Raw genomic sequence first — 16,461 nt, 5'->3', positions numbered from 1 at the left:
CGCGTTCAAGACAATAAGTATTACGATATGACTTTGGCAAGCCGCTCGTCATCGCGCCCGTTCAAGCGCAGCCTGAAGGACCAGGTGGTCGAAAGCCTGGGGGGCGACATCGTGGCCGGCCGGCTGGCGCCGGGCGCCCTCCTGCCGGCCGAGGACGTGCTCCTGGCCCGCTACGACGTGAGCCGGACGGTGCTGCGGGAAGCGGTCAACGTGCTCGCCGCCAAGGGGCTGCTCGACCCCCGGCCGAAGCGCGGCACCGTGATCCGGCCGCCATCCGACTGGAGCCAGCTCGACCCGGACATCCTGGAGTGGCGCGAGGCGAACGGGATCGAGTTCCCGGGCGCCGAGGAAGTGGTGCTCGACCAATTGATGGAGATCCGGCGCATCGTCGAGCCAGGGGCCGCCGCTCTCGCCGCCGTACGCGCCACCGATTCGGACCTGGCGCTGATGCGCGCCGCCTACGAGGGAATGGAGCGCGCGACGGTGGCGGAGGCGTTCATGGAGGCCGACCTCGCCTTCCATCTCGCCTGCCTCAGCGCCGGCCACAACGATTTCCTGCTGCCCGTCGCTCACGCCATCCGCAGCGCCATGATGACATCCTTGCGCGTCACCAACCGCGATCCGCACGAGAATCGCAGCGTTTCCCTGCCTCTGCACCGCGCCGTGCTGGACGCCATCATCGCCCGTGATCCGGCCGCCGCGCGCGCAGCGATGGAAATCCACCTCGACGACACCGAGCAGCGCCGGGCCCGAGCCGGCCGCGTCACCCCGGGCGGAGCGGCCCGGCCGTCGCCGCCGCGCCGGCCGGATCCCTAGGCCAACCCCACTAAAACCACGACCCGACGACCGGGAGGAACACTTGAGACTACACACGATCGCGCTCGCGCTGGCGGCCACGGTGGCCGGCCTCGCCTCAACCGGCGGGACAGCCCTGGCGCAAACCTACAGCTTCAGGGCCGCCCACTATTTCAAGGAGGAGCACCCCTGGAACAAGGGACTCGCCTACTTCGCCGACCGGGCGAAGGAGGAAAGCAAGGGCCGCATCCAGATCGACATCTTCAACGGGGGCATGCTGGGCAGCGAGGCCCAGACCCTGCAGTTCGTGAAGGACGGCTCCCTCGACTTCGTTGTGGCCGATCCCTCCGCGGGGTCGCCCTTCGCAAAGGAGCTCGACTTCTTCGCCCTGCCGTTTCTGTTCCGGGACTACGCCCACTGGCAGGCGTCGCTCGACGGTGAGCCGGGCAAGAGCTACGCCCAGACCATCGAGGCCAAGACGGGGATGAAGATCCTTGGCTACTGGGGCGGATCGAGCCGCAACGTGCTGTCGACCAAGAAGCCGGTGACGAACATCGACGACATGAAGGGCTTCCGCCTGCGCCTGGTGTCGAGCCCGCTCAAGGTGAACGTGTGGAAGGCCGTCGGAGCGGCGCCGACGCCCATCGCCTTCATGGAGACCTACCTCGCCATGAAGTCCGGCGTCGTGGACGGCATGGAGAACGAGTCCGTCTCCGTGCGCGACATGAAATTCTACGAGCCTGCGCCCTATATCGCCCGGACGGAGCACGAGTTCACGGTGCGGCCGCTGTTCATGTCGAAGAAGTCGTTCGACAAGCTGCCAGCCGACCTCCAGCAGATCGTGCTGAAGGCGGCGCAGGAGGCCACGGCTTACGAGCGCAAGGCGGAGGCCGAGGCGAATGAGGCCGCCGAAGCCGAGATGGCCAACAAACTGAACGTCAAGTTCAACGCCATCGACAAGGCCCCGTTCAAGGCGGCGACGAAGCCGGTCATCGCCGAGTTCGCGTCCAGCATGGGCCTGTCCGATCTGCTGAAGACCATCGACGCCATACAGTGACCCTTCAGGAGGCCGGCGCCTGTCGCTCCGGCCTCCACCCTTGCGTGTCGCCCCGCGCCCGCGAAGCGGGCGAGAGCCAAACCCTCTCGGAGCAGACCCTTGTCGGCGCATTCCGATCTCCTTGCCGGGTCCGTGGACGTCCTGATCGAGCCCAGCGATGCGCCGGCGCGCCGCATCGGGCTGGTCGAGCGGGCCGCCGAAACCCTGGTCGTGACGGCGCTCGCCGGCGAACTCCTCGCCATGTTCGGCAACGTCGTCTCGCGCACCGTCTTCGGGACGTCGCTGCTGGCGAGCCTGGAGGTCGGGGAGCTCGCGCTCGTGGTGATCACCTTCCTGGGCGGGGCCATCGCCTATCCGCGCAACGAGCACATGGCGCTCCACGTCGTCGTGCAGCGCCTGCCGTCGCGGTGGCGGCCCTTCATCGAGGCCCTCGCCTGCTGGCAGGTTTTCGCCATGGCGCTGGCGGGCGGCTGGCTGGCCTACGGCATGATGCTGTCCCGCTGGGACGAGCGCACGCCCTATCTCGGCCTGAGCGCGATCTGGTTCGCCGCGCCGATGATCCTCGGCATGGCCCTGCTGGCCTATTTCGCCGTCCAGCGTGTTTTGGCTCAGCACGGGCGCGCCGCGCTGGCCGCGGGCGTGGTTGTCGCTCTGGCGATCGGCGCGCTCTATCTCGGCGCCGCATCCCTGGGGAGCCAGGCCCGCGGTTACGCGCTGCCGGCCGCCTTCGCCGTGTTCGTCGTGCAACTCGCGCTGGGCGTGCCCATCGGATTCGTGCTGCTCATCGGCACGCTCGTCTACCTCTACGCATCCAACACCGTTCCGCTCTCGGTCGTGCCGATCAACATGCAGGGCGGCGTCAGCAGCTTCGTGATGCTGTCGATCCCGTTCTTCGTGCTCGCGGGCTACGTCATGACCGAAGGCGGGCTCAGCAAGCGGCTGACCGACTTCATCATCACCCTGGTCGGCCGTTTCCGCGGCGGCATGCTGCAGGTGATCGTGGTTTCCATGTACATCATGTCCGGCATCTCGGGGTCAAAGGTTGCCGACGTGGCGGCCGTGGGCACGACGATGAAGTCGGTCATGCGGCGCGAGCGCTACGACTCCGGCGAGACCGCCGCCGTGCTCGCCTCCTGCGCGATCATGGGCGAGACCGTGCCGCCCAGCATCGCCATGCTGGTGCTCGCCTCGGTGACGTCGCTGTCCATCGGCACCCTGTTCGTGGCCGGGCTGCTCCCGGCGGCGGTGATGGCGTTCTGCCTCATGGTGCTGATCTACCTGCGCTCGCGCAGCCGGGCGGGCGAGACGCGCGGCCATTCGGTCCGCGACGTCGCCCGGGCGGGCGTGGTTGCGATCCCGGCCCTGGTCGCCCCGGTCATGCTGATCGGCGGCATCGTCAGCGGCGCGGCGACCCCCACAGAGGTCTCGTCGACCGCCGTCATCTACGCGCTTGTGCTGTCCTTCGTGTTCTACCGGTCGATGGGCCTTCGCCAGCTGTGGTCGGTTATGGCCAGCACGGCGGCCCAGGCCGGCATGGTGCTGTTCATCACCAGCACAGCGAGCACCTTCTCGTGGTCGCTCACCATCGCCAAGCTGCCGCAGCAGATCGCGTCCCTGTTCTCGGTGCTGCACGGCTCGGCCACGCTGTTCATGATCGCCACGCTGGTCACGCTGATCGTGATGGGCGCCTTGCTGGAAGGCCTCCCCGCGCTGCTCATCTTCGGCCCGCTGCTGCTGCCGATGGCCCCCGGCTTCGGCATCGATCCCCTGCAGTACGGGATCGTCATGATCATCGCCATGGGCTTCGGCGCCTTCGCGCCCCCCATCGGGGTCGGCATGTTCGTGACCTGCTCGATCTGCGAAACCTCCATGGAGAACGCAGCACGGCACATGGCTCCCTACCTGGTGGTGCTGGCCATTGGGCTGCTGCTGGTCTCCCTGGTCCCGTGGTTCAGCCTGAGCGTTCCGCGCGCGCTCGGCCTGATATGAATCCCTGTTCAACGCCCGCTGATCGCGCCGAGCAGAACCGGAAGACCAGCGCGGCGCCTCTGGTACGGGCAGCGCGCACACGCCTGGCGGCGTGAACAGGGGCAAGTCAGGCTGGCGCAGCCGACACTTGCACCTTTCCTTCAGCCGCGGTTGGGCCGGAGGTCAGTCGCACCCGGCCGCCCGCGCCCCCCATGCGCAGCATGTCATTTGCAAGTGGCGGCCTACCCGATGCCGCAAGGTGAGATCAGCGAGCTTCAGGGCCCCAGCCGAACACCCCGACAATAGGCTGCATGCGAGGTGATACGGAATGCGCACCCTGTCACCAAAGGAGGCCGTTCACGCCTGTTATCGTCGGGTTTTGCACCGCGAGGTGAGGAGCACGTGCCCCGGTCCCGATGAAGAACCAGGCCTGGAGCCGTCGCGGGCCGCGAAGCCACGGCCCGAGGCTTTGACAGGTACTTCCATTGACGGATGCAGCCAGACTAGGACGGATGAGACCTGCGCGGCATCTTATTCGAGGATACTCCGGCTGAATTCTGCCTCGTCGCGCCGACGCTTGCGCCGGCTGCCGCCGCCGCTGGGGGCTACAGAGTGAACCGGCATTTCTTGATATTGGATGGGCTACGCGGGATCGCGGCTGTCTCGGTCCTGGTCTACCACGGTGGCGTCGGCATGAAGGGCGGCTTCCTGGCCGTGGACCTGTTCTTCGTGCTTAGCGGCTTCGTTCTGGCTTACTCCTACTCAGGGCGTCTTGCTGCTGGAATGACTTTTTGGTCCTTCTCGTTGCAGCGCTTCATCCGCCTCTATCCCCTCACAGTCGTGGGGACCTTGGCGGGACTTTTGACCTTGCTGGCGCACAACCTGAGCCACGTTGAGGACTCCTACTCTTTGGGAGAGCTCTCCCGGCTCACCGGCCTTTCACTCCTGGTGGCGCCTTCTCTGTCGGGCAGTTCGTTCGCGCACGAAGTGTTTCCGCTCAACACGGTGTTGTGGTCACTCTTCTTCGAGTGGACGGTCAATATCGCATTCGGCGTGATCCACGGGGCGCTCACGACGAAACGCACATTCGCCCTCTGCATGTTCGGTCTCGCCGGCGTGCTGCTCTCCGGCGAATTGGGCGGCAACATGCCCCAGAATTTCTGGTCTGGGTTTCCCCGAGTCACCTTCGGCTTCTTCGGTGGCGTGCTGCTACACGATCTCTGGCGAGGCCAGACGGCGGCCTGGATGCGCCTGGGGTTTTGGCCTGCGGCGGGTGCGATCTTGTTGCTGCTGAGCGTGGATTGGCCAATATGGGCTTTTCCTCTCGCCGGTATTCTGATCGCTGCGCTTATCCTCTCGTCAGCTCGTGGCCAAGTAACGGGTATCGAAGCGATCCTGTGCGCACAGCTGGGCGCCTTATCCTACCCCATCTACGTGTTGCATCGGCCCGTGCAGTACTTCGTCGACGCCGCCATGAAGCGGATCGGGCTCGCGGATTGGTCCCGCTTGGACGTCGCAACGGCGGCGCTGGTCACATCTCTGGTCGGCTTTGGCGTGCTGCGCGCTTACGACGAACCTGTTCGCGCATGGCTCAGCGCTGCGACGCGGGCGACTGCCGATCGAAGGCGGATGTTTGCCAGCCGGCAGCTGGACCAGTAATCCAGTCACGGCTCGGTTGGCTGAATCGCAGATTACACCAACCAATTCTATTCCAGATGCGGCGCGAGCGCTACGAGGCCGGCGAGACCGCCGATTGGTTTCCTCGATAACATCGCCATCCCTTGGCATCCCGTTCGTGGCCGGGCCGCTCATGGTGCTGCTCTACCTGCGCTCGCGCAGCGGCGCGGGCGAGACGCGCAGCCATTCGGTCCGCGACGGCGCCAAGGCTGCCGTGGTGGCGATCCCGGCGCTGGTCGCGCCGGTCATGCTGATCGGCGGCATCGTCAGCGGCGCGGCGACCCCCACCCAGGTCTCGTCGACCGCCGTCGTCTACGCGCTCGTGCTGTCCTTCGTCTTCTACTGGTCGATGGGCCTTCGCCAGCTGTGGTCGGTGATGGCCAGCACGGCGGCCCAAGCGGGCATGGTGCTGTTCATCACCAGCACGGCGAGCACCTTCTGGTGGTCGCTCACCATCGCCAAGCTGCCGCAGCAGATCGCGTCCCTCGGTGCTGCACGGCTCGGCCACCCTGTTCATGATCGCCACGCTGGTCACGCTGATCGTGATGGGCGCGCCTTGCTGGAAACGCTCCCCGCGCTGCTCATCTTCGGCCCGCTGCTGCTGCCGATGGCCATCGATCCCCTGCAGTACGGGATCGTCATGATCATCGCCATGGGCTTCGGCGCCCTCGCTGCTGGTCTCCCTGGTCCCGTGGTTCAGCCTGAGCGTTCCGCGCGCGCTTGGCCTGATCTGAGCTGAGGGGACAGCAGGTTGCCGAGGCGGTCGCGGCACAACCATCCGCCAGAGCGAGCCCAGGGAGGATGTGAACCGTCGGCCAATCTCGGATCACCTTTGGGCAACATCCAGATTGGGATCTTGAAAAAGCCGAGCCAGAGCTAGAACCTTGCTGCACATCATCGCCGCTTGACGTCGGCATTCGAGGTGCGCTCATGACCCACGCCTGTGTTCTGCTGCTGGAGCATCGCGTCGCAAAGGTCGGCTTGCCAGAATGGCCTTTCACTCCGAACGCCATCTGGCGCAAGCGGTCGGCGGGCGAATGAAGGCTCGAAAGTCGCCGAACACAGATGCTCCGGACAGGATGAGCGTCCTGCGGCGGGCGCTCGCAATCGCGATCCCGCTCCTGGGCGGGGCGGCTCAGCTCTCTGGGCGGACGCTCCAGCCGGCAGCCCAGTCCATGGGCCCTGCCGCGGATGACCAGAGCGTGACCTGCGACGTGGCGCAGCGGCTTGAAGGCAAGCGGCGCCTGGCGCGATGCCGCATCGGAAAAGGCGATCTGGCGCGGCTGCCCACGGCCTAGGCATGAGTTCGCCCGGAGGCGCAGGCGGAAGCAGACTACGCTCAGGAACTCAAGCAGGCGCAGTCCCGCAAGGCGGGTTTTTGGAACGGCGGGTGGACCGTGGTCATCGAGGGTCCACCAGCGCGGGAGCCGCTGAACCTGCGTTGAGGTTGGCCACGGCCTGTCCGTGCGCTTCGCCAGAGCTGGCGCCGATCAGTCCGGCTCCTGTTGGCTGAACATGCCCATCAGTTCGACCAAAAGCAGGCCAGCCGCGGCGGCCATCATCAGGATTTCAATAGGCACTAGCGCACCCTTCTGGGCAGAGACGTGGCGGCTAACTAGCCGCTGCCCCTTGCTGTCCCGTGAACAACGGGGGGCGTTGAATGTACCGGACTGGCACGGAGGCAAGCTCTCAACTCGCCGGTTCGTGCGGCGCCGCGCCTGCGATGGCCTTGAGCCAAGCCGCGCAGAGCGAGGGTTCATCCCGCTTGACATCACCTCGTCGCAACGGAGGGCACCAAAGGCCAACCGGCCGCACGCCCGTGATGCGCACCCGCATCACGGGCATCATCAGCAGCGTTCTGCTCGATCAAGCCATTTGAGGTCCAACAGCTTAAGGGCGGAACCCAAGAACTCCGAGGCATTCGCGGCGCCACCATGCGTTAAAAATTTAATTGTCTTGGCTCTTGAAAAATTCATAGCGGAGCTGGAGCCTGGTTTGTGTGAGCGGCCGAATTCGGTCGGCGTTCGAGGTGCAGTGATGCCGCAAGCCGAAATTGAGGATCTGGAAGAGCGCTTGGAGAATGTCGCAAGCCAATATGACGGCGGCATTTTCCTCGCATGGGAGGCCGTTCACGCCGCGCTGGGGTTGGTCGTCTACCTTCTCTCGCAGGCGGAAGCGACCACGTTCCAGGAAGTCGTGGACGACTACGCCGTCGCTATTGCTGCTTGCGACGGCGACATGGAGCGCCACGTGCTCACAGGAACGGCGTCCTACATCGCTGCCCTAGGAGGGCTAGTGATCAGGCCGGCGATCTCCCCTATTCCCGGCGGTGTTTGGGACCGCCTCGTCGATCCGATCCCCGGAAAGGTGTTTCCCATGACGCATCTCCTGCCTCTCGCCAGCAAGGTCGCGGTTGTCGAGGCCATGATCGAACGGAGCGATCGAGCCATGGCGTCAGCCATCGAGCAGTCGGTGGCCGTGCTGCTGGGCCACCTCATCAAGAAAGGCGTCCTGGATCAGGGCCAGGTCGCCGACGAACTCTCCGGGTGCTACGACCCCGAGACGCTTGAAGAGGATTACGCAGGGTGCGTCCTCCACGGGATCCATCAGCGGCTTGGCGAAGCGACGCGCGTCTGACTCCGGTTGCGCAACGGTGCTCCTTTTGCGCGCGGCAGCCTCAGTGTCTTTTCCAACTTGGCGGTCCATGCCCTTGCCGCGGAAGAGAACGTCCTCACACGATGCGAGGACGAGTGCGGCGGTGGCCAAAGGGCCACTTCCGGTGCTGGCGTCAACCCGGTTAGCGATACGCGGCGCGGGCAGCTGGCTCTCGATAGCCTGAGTGCAAGCGCGAGAGGCGATCCGGCCCTCAACGGCCGGCTCCTCAAGGCGATACATCACTGCATTGGCCCGGTCGCCTCTAAGCCTTCCGAGAAAACGCGATCCAGCCGAAGATCACAGGCATCCGGCTTGGCGACGGCAAGGTGGGCCGCACCCGAGGAAAGCATGTTGCGCCCACTGGGTTGGGTGGGGCGCCGACCACTGTTACGCCAGTTCGAGCCGAACCAGCGCATGATCATCGTCGATCAAGTAGATCGCGCTGCCGCAGGCATCCTCCGCGACGAGGTAGCAACCCGGGCTGATCTGGGGCGTGGGCAGGAAGTCCGGGCTGACCACGGTTATTGCCATGTCCAGCTCGCATTCCGCGTTGGAGACGGCCAGCAGGCGGTCGCGGATGTGTCTGGTCATGATGAGGGCTTCTGGGCGCATGGGGATCCTCGCTCACCGCGAACCTAGCCGCCCCTCCGCCTTGCCTCTTTGCGCGGGAGCAACCGCCCATTGGCTTGGGCGGCGCGACTTCATAGGTTCCGGGGCCGGACGCCACCCACCGGGATTGTCCGACGGCTCCGGCTCTCGGACGCCATGGGCGCGGCCGGCTTCGCGCCGAATGGCCTTCAACCTCGATCCAAACCCTGCGGGAAAATGAGGCTTTTCACCATGCCGGGCTCGTTGGCGGCATGCCGGCGGAACGCCTCGGGGCCCTCCGCCAGCGTGAAGCGGTGGCTCACGACCGCGTCCACGTCGACCTTGCCTTGGGCGACGAGCTCGATGGCGCGCGGGTAGACGTGCCCCATGCGGCGGGAGAACCTGATGGTGAGGCCGCGCCGCCGGGCTTCGGATGCAGGAACGACGTAACTGTCGCCATCCGGGATGCCGACGAGCACCATCCGCCCCCCGATCCGCGCGGCGCGGACCGCGTCGCGGAAGCCTTCGGGCGCGTTCGTCGCTTCGACGACAAGGGGAGCCCCCTCCCCCTTCGTCCACTCGGCGATATCGGCGACGCTTGCGCCGGCCCTGTCGGCGCCGAGCTCGAGCGCCAGGGCGCGGCGATGCGGCTGGGGATCGCAGGCCAGGACCTCACCGGCCCCCACGGTCCGGAGAACCTGCAGGATCAGCAACCCGATGGGGCCGCAGCCGAGAACGGCGACCCGCTCCAGGAGGCGCGGCCTGGCCAGGTCCACGGCGTGAATGGCCACTCCGAGCGGTTCGAGCATGACAGCCTGGCTGGGCGTGAAACGCTGCGGCACGGCGACGACCTGCGACTTCGGCACCCAGATCCGCTCCGTCATGGCGCCGTCATGGGGCGGCGCGCCAATGAAGACGACATCGGGGCACAGGTTGGGGTGACCTTCGCGGCAATGCTCGCAGCGACCGCAGGCCTGGTTGGGATCGACCGCGACAAGCGCGCCGCGCGCCAGCCCGAGCTCCGGCACATCCTCCGTCAGCCACCCGCTGAACTCATGTCCCGGAACAAAGGGCGAGCTGATCACAGCGGATCCGATGCCGCCGTCCTTGTAGTAATGCAGATCGCTGCCGCACAGGCCCACCGCTGCAACATCCAGCAAGGCCTCGCCGGGCGCCCCCTCGCGCAGGTTGAACGGCGCGAACCGCGCGTCGGCCGCGGCGTGCAGGAAGACGGCGTGGGACATGATGCGGCGACTCCGGACAAGGAAAGCATTGCACAAATGTATTCTCGTATTTACATTAGTGAGGGTCAAGGCCGATCTGCCCGCGACAGCCATCCTGTCCGGCGTTGTGAGCGCCCGATCAGATGCTGTAACCCGGATCGGAGTCGACGCCGCGCAATGGGCTGCGTCGCGAGTGGCTGGCCCTTGGGGATGCGCGATGCCGGACGACACTCAAACCCAGGTCAGAGCCGCCTGGCTCTACTTCATGGAGGGCCTGACCCAAGCGGAGATCGCGGACCGGCTGAAGATGACGCGGCTGCGGGTCAATCGCCTGATCGCGGACGCGCGCGGCAGCGGACTGGTCAGCATCACCATCAACTCCCGGCTGGAAAGCTGCGTTCGCCTGGAGCAGCAATTGGTCGAGACCTTCGGCCTCAAGGAGGCCATCGTCGTGCCGACGCCGACCGATCCGGAGCAGGTCACAGCGCAGATCGGCAAGGCCGCGGGCGAATTCGTCTCCCGGCTCGTCGATGAACACCCGGCGGGCGTCTTCGGCGTCGGCTGGGGCGGAACGCTGCGCGAGACCATTCGCCATGTTCGGGCCGGCCAGTATCGCGGGCTGACCGTCACCTCGATGATGGGCGGACTGACCTATGGTCTTGAACTCAACACGTTCGAGATCGCCGGCCGCTTCGCCAGCCTGTGGCAGGCGGAATGCCATTACCTCGCGGCGCCGATCTACGCCGGCGCGCCGCGCTCTCGCGACATCATCCTGGCACAGGACGTGTTCGAGACAGCCTTTGCGCGCATCCGCGCCACGCACGTGGCCATCCTCAGCGCGGGCGATCTCAGCGCGCGCTCGCTGCTGGTGCGCCGCGGCCTGCCCGCGGACGTCGGCGCCGAGGAGTTGCAGGCGCATGGCGCCGTCGGCGACCTGCTCGGTCAGTTCATCGACCGGCGCGGCCGCCCCATCGATCACCCCATCAACCGCCGCGTGATCGCGCTGCCCCTGGACGAGTTGCAACGGATCCCGACGGTGATCCTGGCCTCGGGCGGGGCGCACAAGGCCCCCGTCATCGCGGCCGCGCTGCGGGGCCGGCTGGCCTCCGTGCTGATCACGGACGAGGGCGCCGCCGCCGCGGCGCTGGCGCTCGGCAGGGACGCCGCGGCATGACGCTCGCGCTCGGAATCGACCTCGGGACGTCCGGGGTGAAGTCCGTTCTGGTCGACGAGCGCGACCATGTCGTCGCCGAGGCAGCCGCGCCCATTCCGATGTCGCGGCCGCGGCCGCTGTGGTGCGAGCAGGAGCCGCAGGACTGGTGGAGCGCCACGGCGGCCACCCTGGACGCGCTGCATGCCGCGGCGCCGCGCGCGATGGCGGGCGTCGGCGCGATTGGGCTGTCCGGCCAGATGCTCGGCGTCACCTGCCTGGACGCCGCCGGCCAGCCACTCCGGCCCGCCATTCTGTGGAACGACGGCCGCGCGGAAGCCGAGTGCGCCGCCGTGGAGGCGGCGGCGCCGGACTTCGCCGGGCTCGTCGGCTGCCGCGCCATGGTTGGCTTCCCCGCCCCCAAGCTCCTGTGGCTCGCCCGTCACGAGCCCGCCGCCCTGGATCAGTCCCGCCACATCCTGCTGCCCAAGGACTACCTGCGGCTGCGGCTGACGGGCGAGGTCGCCAGCGACCTCGCCGACGCCAGCGCCACGCTGCTGATGGACACGCGGGCGGGAACCTGGTCCGCCGACCTCCTGGCGGCCTGCGGCCTGAGGCCAGAGCAGATGCCAGCGCTGCTCGCCTCGCACGCCATCTCCGGGGTCGTCCTGCCGGAACTGGCGGCGCGGTGGGGCCTGCCCCCCGGGACGCCCGTCGTGGGCGGCGCCGGCGACAACATGTGCGGCGGGGTGGGGGCCGGGATCGTCGCGGCCGGCCTGGCCTCGATCAGCCTTGGAACGTCGGGGGTCTATTTCCTCGCCAACGACGCGTTCCTGCCGGCGCGCGGCGGCGGCATGCACACGCACCGCCACGCTGTGGAGGGGCTTTTCGCCCAAAACGGCTGCATCCTCAGCGCCGGCGCGGCGCTGGAGTGGGTGGCGCAGCTCGTTGGAGCTGAGGACGCGGGGCGGCTCGTCGCCCAGGTCGAGGCCGCGGGACTCCCCGTCACAGAGACGCCGGTCTTCACGCCCTACCTTGCGGGAGAGCGCACGCCCCATGACGACGCCGGGCTCACCGGGGCCTTTTCCGGCCTGACGGCGCGGACCACGCGCCTCCACCTGGCCCAGGCCGTGCTCGAAGGCGTGGCCCTGGCGCTCGCAGACTGCCACGCGGCGCTGGCGTCCACCGGCGCGGCGATCCATCGCGCCTCCCTGGTCGGCGGCGGCGCGAAAAGCCGGCTCTGGTCGACCCTCGTGGCCAGCGCCGTCAACATGCCGCTCGGCCGCTCGAACACGGCGGCGGTCGGCCCGGCGCTGGGCGCGGCGCGTCTCGCCCGCCTCGGCGTGGGCGGTCCGCTGCTGGCCGAAGCGGACCACACCGAGGACTGGATCCTTCCCGACGGCGGCATCGCTGAAGCGCTCGCCGCGAAACGCGCGCGCTTCGCGCGGCACCTCGCCCTGCGCTGAGGGGGTCAGGCTTCGCGGATCGCCCGCAGCAACTCCTCGTGAATGCGGCCGTTCGAGGCCACCTTCTCCAGGTCGTCGTCGCTCGCGTCCAGCCCCGCCACGGTGGTGACCCGGCCTCCGGCGGCGCGCACCAGCGGCATGGCGGCGGCGTGGGACACGACGTCGGCCTTGAGGCCGATGAAGGCGTCCAGCTGCCCTGCGGCGACCAGCGACATCTCGAGCCCGCCGGAGACGATGACGCGCACGCCCCGGCACAGGCCCGAGAGCCGGCGGATCACTGCGCAGGTGCGTTCCGCGTCATCAGGACCGTAGTGCGAGGTCAGGCAGATGGAGACGACGGCGTCGGCCAGGCGCGCGGTGGCTGACACGGCGGCCGGGCGGTCGAACACGGTGGCGGCGCCGGCTTCGGCGAACAGGGCCACGAGGCCGGCCAGGGGGGCGCGGGTGAGTCCGAGGACCGTGCGCCCCTCCTCCTGATAGGCCATGGTCACGGCGAACCAGGGAAGGCCGCTGGCGTAGTTCACGGTGCCATCCAGGGGATCGACGATCCAGCGCGGGGCGTCGACGGAACCGGAGAAGCCGGCCTCCTCCGAGACGATCGCGGCGTCAGGGGTCAGCCGGCGCAGGCCGTCGATCACCAGGCGCTCCGAGGCGAGGTCGGCGGCCGTCACGACATCCAGCAGGTCCTTGCGGGTGACCTTCAGCTGGTCGCCCTGCATGCGGACAAGCAGGTCGGCGGCCTCGCGCGCGAGCGCGTCGGCGCTCTTCAACAGCGAAAGCAGGCGCGGCTCAGGCATGAGCCGCCCCGGATAGCTCGCGGCCGGGCTCGGCCGGTTCGACGAAGGCGCGGCGCGGGCCGTAGTCGCCGACCGGCTGCAGATGGCTGACCAGGCCGGTTTCCGGCGTCCACACGTGGACAGCGATGGCGGGCGGCTCCATGACGAAGTGGTTGGCCGTGCCAGGCCGCAGGTCCAGCGCGACCTGATGGGCGGTGCACGGCGCCACGAATCCGATCGTGCCCGCGAAGCGCCGCTGGATGGGGCGGTGATAGTGGCCGCACACTATTCGCTCGACCTCGGGATGCCGGGCGATCAGGTCGACGAAGCCGGGCGATACGCGCGTGGGAACGGCGTCCATTCCGGGCACGCCGACGAGGAACGGGGGATGGTGCATGAAGATCACGGTCGGGCGGCCCCGCCCTTCCGCCAGGCGGTCGGCGAGCCACGCCTCGCGCTCGGCGCAGATCAGCCCGCCCTCCTCGCCCTGGTCGACGGAATCGAGCGCGATGAGCCGGACTGGAAAGTCCTCCGCCACATAGTTCAGGAACGAGCCGCGGGGCAGATAGGGGTAGTCGTGAGCCAGCGCGGCCGCAAAGGCCTCGCGCTGGTCGTGGTTGCCGGGAATGACGTAGGCGGGCGCGGGCAGGCGCGCCAGCTGCGCCCGCACGATCGCGTATTCCTCCGCCGAGCCGTTCTGGGTCAGGTCGCCCGTCACCAGCACGCAGTCCGGTCGGGGCTCCAGGGCCAGAATCGCGTCCACGGCCCGGGCTGCCGCCGCATTGGTGTCGACCACACCGTAGGCCGGCCGTCCATGCGGGCGCACGTGCAAATCGCTGAGCTGGGCGATGATCATGATGGCGGGTCCGGAAGGGAAGGGTGGCCGTCCGGCGGCGCCGGACGGCGTGGACAGGCGCGGCGCCCGATCACTTCATCAGGGCTTCGGTCTCCGATACGATGCGCTCGATGCCTGCCTTGGGCTGGATCTCGCCGCGCATGACGCCGGCGATGACCTCGCGCTGCTGGCGCCAGATCCGCACCGAGTTGCCGCCCGGATAGCCCTCCCACGGCGCCGCGCGCGAGACCTGGCCGTTGATGGTCCTGAAATTGGCGTTCTGCTTGTAGAACGGGCCGAGGAAGGCGTCGTCGCCGGCGCGCAGGTTAGTGGGCATGTAGCCGGCCGTCTCGACAACGATCTTCTGGGCCTCGGGTCCGGTCACGAACTTGATGAACTCCCAGGCGGCCTTCTGCTTGGTCGGGTCCTTGGCGGTGATCAGGGCTGCGTTGCCACCGGTCGGCAGCTTGCCCTTGGCCTTGTCGTCGATGGGAAACAGCGCGGTCCTCAGTGTGAAGCGGTCGCCGACGAGGTCCGTCACCTGGCGCAAGCGGGCCGGCGTGTCGAAGAAGATGCCGATCTTGCCGGCGATGAACTGCTGGCGCGACTGATCCCAGTCGATCAGCGGCATGCCGCCCTCGGTCACGAAGCTCCGCAGCATGGCCAGAAGCTTCTCGCCGGTCTCGCCGCCGAAGGCGACCTTCTTGCCGTCGGGCGACAGCAGCGGGCTGCCGCTCTGAAGGACGACGCCGCGCCACAGCCAGTCGTCGGGCCAGTCGTGGATGTTGTAAGCCATGCCCGCGGTGTCACCGTTGCGGATCTTCTTGGCGAGCGCCAGCACGTCGGCCCAGGTGTCGGGCATCTTGTCGGGATCGCCCCCCGCCTTCTTCACGAGATCGGCGTTGTAGTACATCAACGGGGTTGACGCGTTGAAGGCGAGCCCGACCTGCTTGCCGTTCACCTGCCCGAGCGACAGCAGCGCGTCGGAGTAGTTGGCCTTCACCCAATCCTGCGGCTCGGCCTTGAGCAGCGGCCCAAGGTCCACGAGCTGCTTTCGTTTCTCCAGCGTGTCGGCGAGCTCCGTCAGCAAGTGGAAGCCCGAGTAATAGACATCCGGGAGCTGGTTCGTCACGGACTGGCGCAGCATCGCCTGATGCCCTTCGTCGTAGCTCGCCGCCGGCGCCCGGAAGTTGATCTTGATGTTCGGGTGGGTCTTCATGAATTCCGCGGCGATTGGCTCGTGGAACTTGGCGAAGGCCGGGAAGGCGTAGAACACGTCGAGCGTGACGTCCTGGGCCCTGGCTGCACTGGCGGTGACCAGAGCCAGCGCCGCCGCGGCAAGCGCTTTGCCGAATGCTTTCATGGTGGTCTCCTTGGCGTGACAGCGAAGGCTGTCGGTGGACGTTGCTTCTGGCCTGAATTCGGGCGTGCTGGAGCCCGGGTCGCGGACCGGCTACTTCACGCCGGTCATGGTGACGCCGTCGATGAATCTCCGTCTGGCGATGAGGAAGGCGATGACGAGCGGAGCCGTCAGGATGGCGGCGGCGGCCGTGAGCGCGCCGTAGTTGGAGCCGGTCTCGGCATCGGCGAAGAACATCATGCCGAGCGGGGGCGGGGCGAGCTTGGCGTCGGAGATGACGATCAGCGGCCAATAGAGGTCGTTCCAGTGCGCCACCGCCGAAAACACCGAGAAGGCGGCGATGGCTGGCCAGGCGCTGGGGGTGACGATGCGCCAGACGATCTCGAACTCGCTCACGCCGTCGAGCCGCGCGGCGTGGATGATGTCATCCGGGAAGCTGCGGAAGAACTGCCGGAACAGAAAGATGGCGAAGACCGACAGGAAGAAGGGCGCCATCATCGAGAAGTAGGTGTTGAGCAGGCCCAGCTGGGCGAGAGCGATGTAGAGCGGCATCGCCGGCACCTGCACGGGGATGCACAGCCCGAGCAGCACCAGGACGAATAGGACATTGCGGCCGGGGAAGCGCAGCTTCGCCAGCGCATAGGCGCAAGGAATCGCGACCAGCAGCTGGACGACGAGGATGCCGCCGCACAGGATGACGCCGTTGAGCGCGAAGCGCAGCAGCGGCGCCTTGTCGAGGGCGACCCGGTAGTTCTGCAGGCCGTAAAACTGCTTCGGCCACAGTGAGATCTCCGCGCTGAAGATCTCGGCCGGCGGCTTGATCGAGGTGACCAGCATCCACACGAAGGGCGCGAGCATGAACACCGCGCCGGCGAGCAGGATCGCGTGGACGAGCGCAAGGCCGACCAGTC

15 protein-coding genes are annotated in these 16,461 nt (G+C 67.6%); 9 read left to right on the top strand and 6 right to left on the bottom strand.

Features of this window, described 5'->3' with window-relative positions:
• Positions 1 to 27: 27 nt before the first annotated feature.
• The 7 genes from SLNSH_RS01875 to SLNSH_RS01845 all read left to right on the top strand — a co-directional run bounded on the left by SLNSH_RS01875 (position 28) and on the right by SLNSH_RS01845 (position 8,134).
• Positions 28 to 816, top strand: coding sequence for a FadR/GntR family transcriptional regulator (locus SLNSH_RS01875; protein ID WP_158266642.1), 789 nt, complete (start codon positions 28 to 30; stop codon positions 814 to 816).
• A gap of 43 nt (positions 817 to 859) precedes the next feature.
• Positions 860 to 1,852 (top strand): TRAP transporter substrate-binding protein, encoded by a 993-nt coding sequence (locus SLNSH_RS01870; RefSeq protein ID WP_158266641.1) that lies wholly within the window; start codon positions 860 to 862, stop codon positions 1,850 to 1,852.
• 99 nt (positions 1,853 to 1,951) lie between these two features.
• Positions 1,952 to 3,841, top strand: coding sequence for a TRAP transporter large permease (locus SLNSH_RS01865; protein ID WP_106334961.1), 1,890 nt, complete (start codon positions 1,952 to 1,954; stop codon positions 3,839 to 3,841).
• Positions 3,842 to 4,432: 591 nt separating this feature from the next.
• Positions 4,433 to 5,479: an acyltransferase family protein gene (locus SLNSH_RS01860; protein ID WP_158266640.1), complete on the top strand. Its 1,047-nt coding sequence runs from the start codon at positions 4,433 to 4,435 to the stop codon at positions 5,477 to 5,479.
• A gap of 151 nt (positions 5,480 to 5,630) precedes the next feature.
• Entirely contained in the window at positions 5,631 to 6,236 is a 606-nt protein-coding gene (locus SLNSH_RS01855) for a TRAP transporter large permease subunit (RefSeq protein WP_146140157.1), read from the top strand.
• A gap of 340 nt (positions 6,237 to 6,576) precedes the next feature.
• Positions 6,577 to 6,795, top strand: a complete 219-nt coding sequence (locus tag SLNSH_RS01850) for a hypothetical protein (protein ID WP_106334958.1) — start codon at positions 6,577 to 6,579, stop codon at positions 6,793 to 6,795.
• Between the two features lie 739 nt (positions 6,796 to 7,534).
• Positions 7,535 to 8,134: a hypothetical protein gene (locus tag SLNSH_RS01845; RefSeq protein ID WP_106334957.1), complete on the top strand. Its 600-nt coding sequence runs from the start codon at positions 7,535 to 7,537 to the stop codon at positions 8,132 to 8,134.
• A 405-nt stretch (positions 8,135 to 8,539) separates the two neighbouring features.
• Here the strand turns inward: SLNSH_RS01845 and SLNSH_RS01840 are convergent, their stop codons facing one another.
• Both SLNSH_RS01840 and SLNSH_RS01835 read right to left on the bottom strand, forming a co-directional pair.
• Entirely contained in the window at positions 8,540 to 8,743 is a 204-nt protein-coding gene (locus SLNSH_RS01840) for a hypothetical protein (RefSeq protein WP_146140156.1), read from the bottom strand.
• Between the two features lie 206 nt (positions 8,744 to 8,949).
• Positions 8,950 to 9,984 (bottom strand): zinc-dependent alcohol dehydrogenase, encoded by a 1,035-nt coding sequence (locus SLNSH_RS01835; protein WP_106334955.1) that lies wholly within the window; start codon positions 9,982 to 9,984, stop codon positions 8,950 to 8,952.
• A gap of 196 nt (positions 9,985 to 10,180) precedes the next feature.
• Between SLNSH_RS01835 and SLNSH_RS24795 the strand changes: the two genes are divergently transcribed.
• Positions 10,181 to 11,137 (top strand): sugar-binding transcriptional regulator, encoded by a 957-nt coding sequence (locus SLNSH_RS24795; RefSeq protein WP_158266639.1) that lies wholly within the window; start codon positions 10,181 to 10,183, stop codon positions 11,135 to 11,137.
• Positions 11,134 to 12,579, top strand: a complete 1,446-nt coding sequence (xylB, locus tag SLNSH_RS01830; RefSeq protein ID WP_158266638.1) for a xylulokinase — start codon at positions 11,134 to 11,136, stop codon at positions 12,577 to 12,579. The genes SLNSH_RS24795 and xylB overlap by 4 nt, the downstream gene beginning before the upstream one ends.
• A 5-nt stretch (positions 12,580 to 12,584) precedes the next feature.
• Here the strand turns inward: xylB and SLNSH_RS01825 are convergent, their stop codons facing one another.
• The 4 genes from SLNSH_RS01825 to SLNSH_RS01810 all read right to left on the bottom strand — a co-directional run bounded on the left by SLNSH_RS01825 (position 12,585) and on the right by SLNSH_RS01810 (position 16,408).
• Positions 12,585 to 13,376, bottom strand: coding sequence for an inositol monophosphatase family protein (locus SLNSH_RS01825; RefSeq protein ID WP_106334953.1), 792 nt, complete (start codon positions 13,374 to 13,376; stop codon positions 12,585 to 12,587).
• Positions 13,369 to 14,211 carry a phosphodiesterase gene (locus SLNSH_RS01820; protein WP_106334952.1) on the bottom strand — a complete coding sequence of 281 codons (843 nt, stop codon included), beginning with the start codon at positions 14,209 to 14,211 and terminating at the stop codon, positions 13,369 to 13,371. Before SLNSH_RS01820 ends, SLNSH_RS01825 begins: the two co-directional genes overlap by 8 nt.
• A 70-nt stretch (positions 14,212 to 14,281) precedes the next feature.
• The gene (locus SLNSH_RS01815; protein ID WP_106334951.1) at positions 14,282 to 15,553 is read right to left on the bottom strand and encodes an ABC transporter substrate-binding protein; all 1,272 of its coding nucleotides are present in this window, start codon (positions 15,551 to 15,553) and stop codon (positions 14,282 to 14,284) included.
• Positions 15,554 to 15,643: 90 nt separating this feature from the next.
• The gene (locus SLNSH_RS01810) at positions 15,644 to 16,408 is read right to left on the bottom strand and encodes a carbohydrate ABC transporter permease (RefSeq protein ID WP_425352967.1); all 765 of its coding nucleotides are present in this window, start codon (positions 16,406 to 16,408) and stop codon (positions 15,644 to 15,646) included.
• Positions 16,409 to 16,461 lie beyond the last annotated feature (53 nt).

The organism is Alsobacter soli, from assembly GCF_003004785.1.
In the GTDB taxonomy this organism is placed as follows: Bacteria; Pseudomonadota; Alphaproteobacteria; order Rhizobiales; family Beijerinckiaceae; genus Alsobacter; species Alsobacter soli.
Note: the sequence above shows the minus strand (reverse complement) of the source record. Positions and strands in the feature narration are given on the sequence as shown.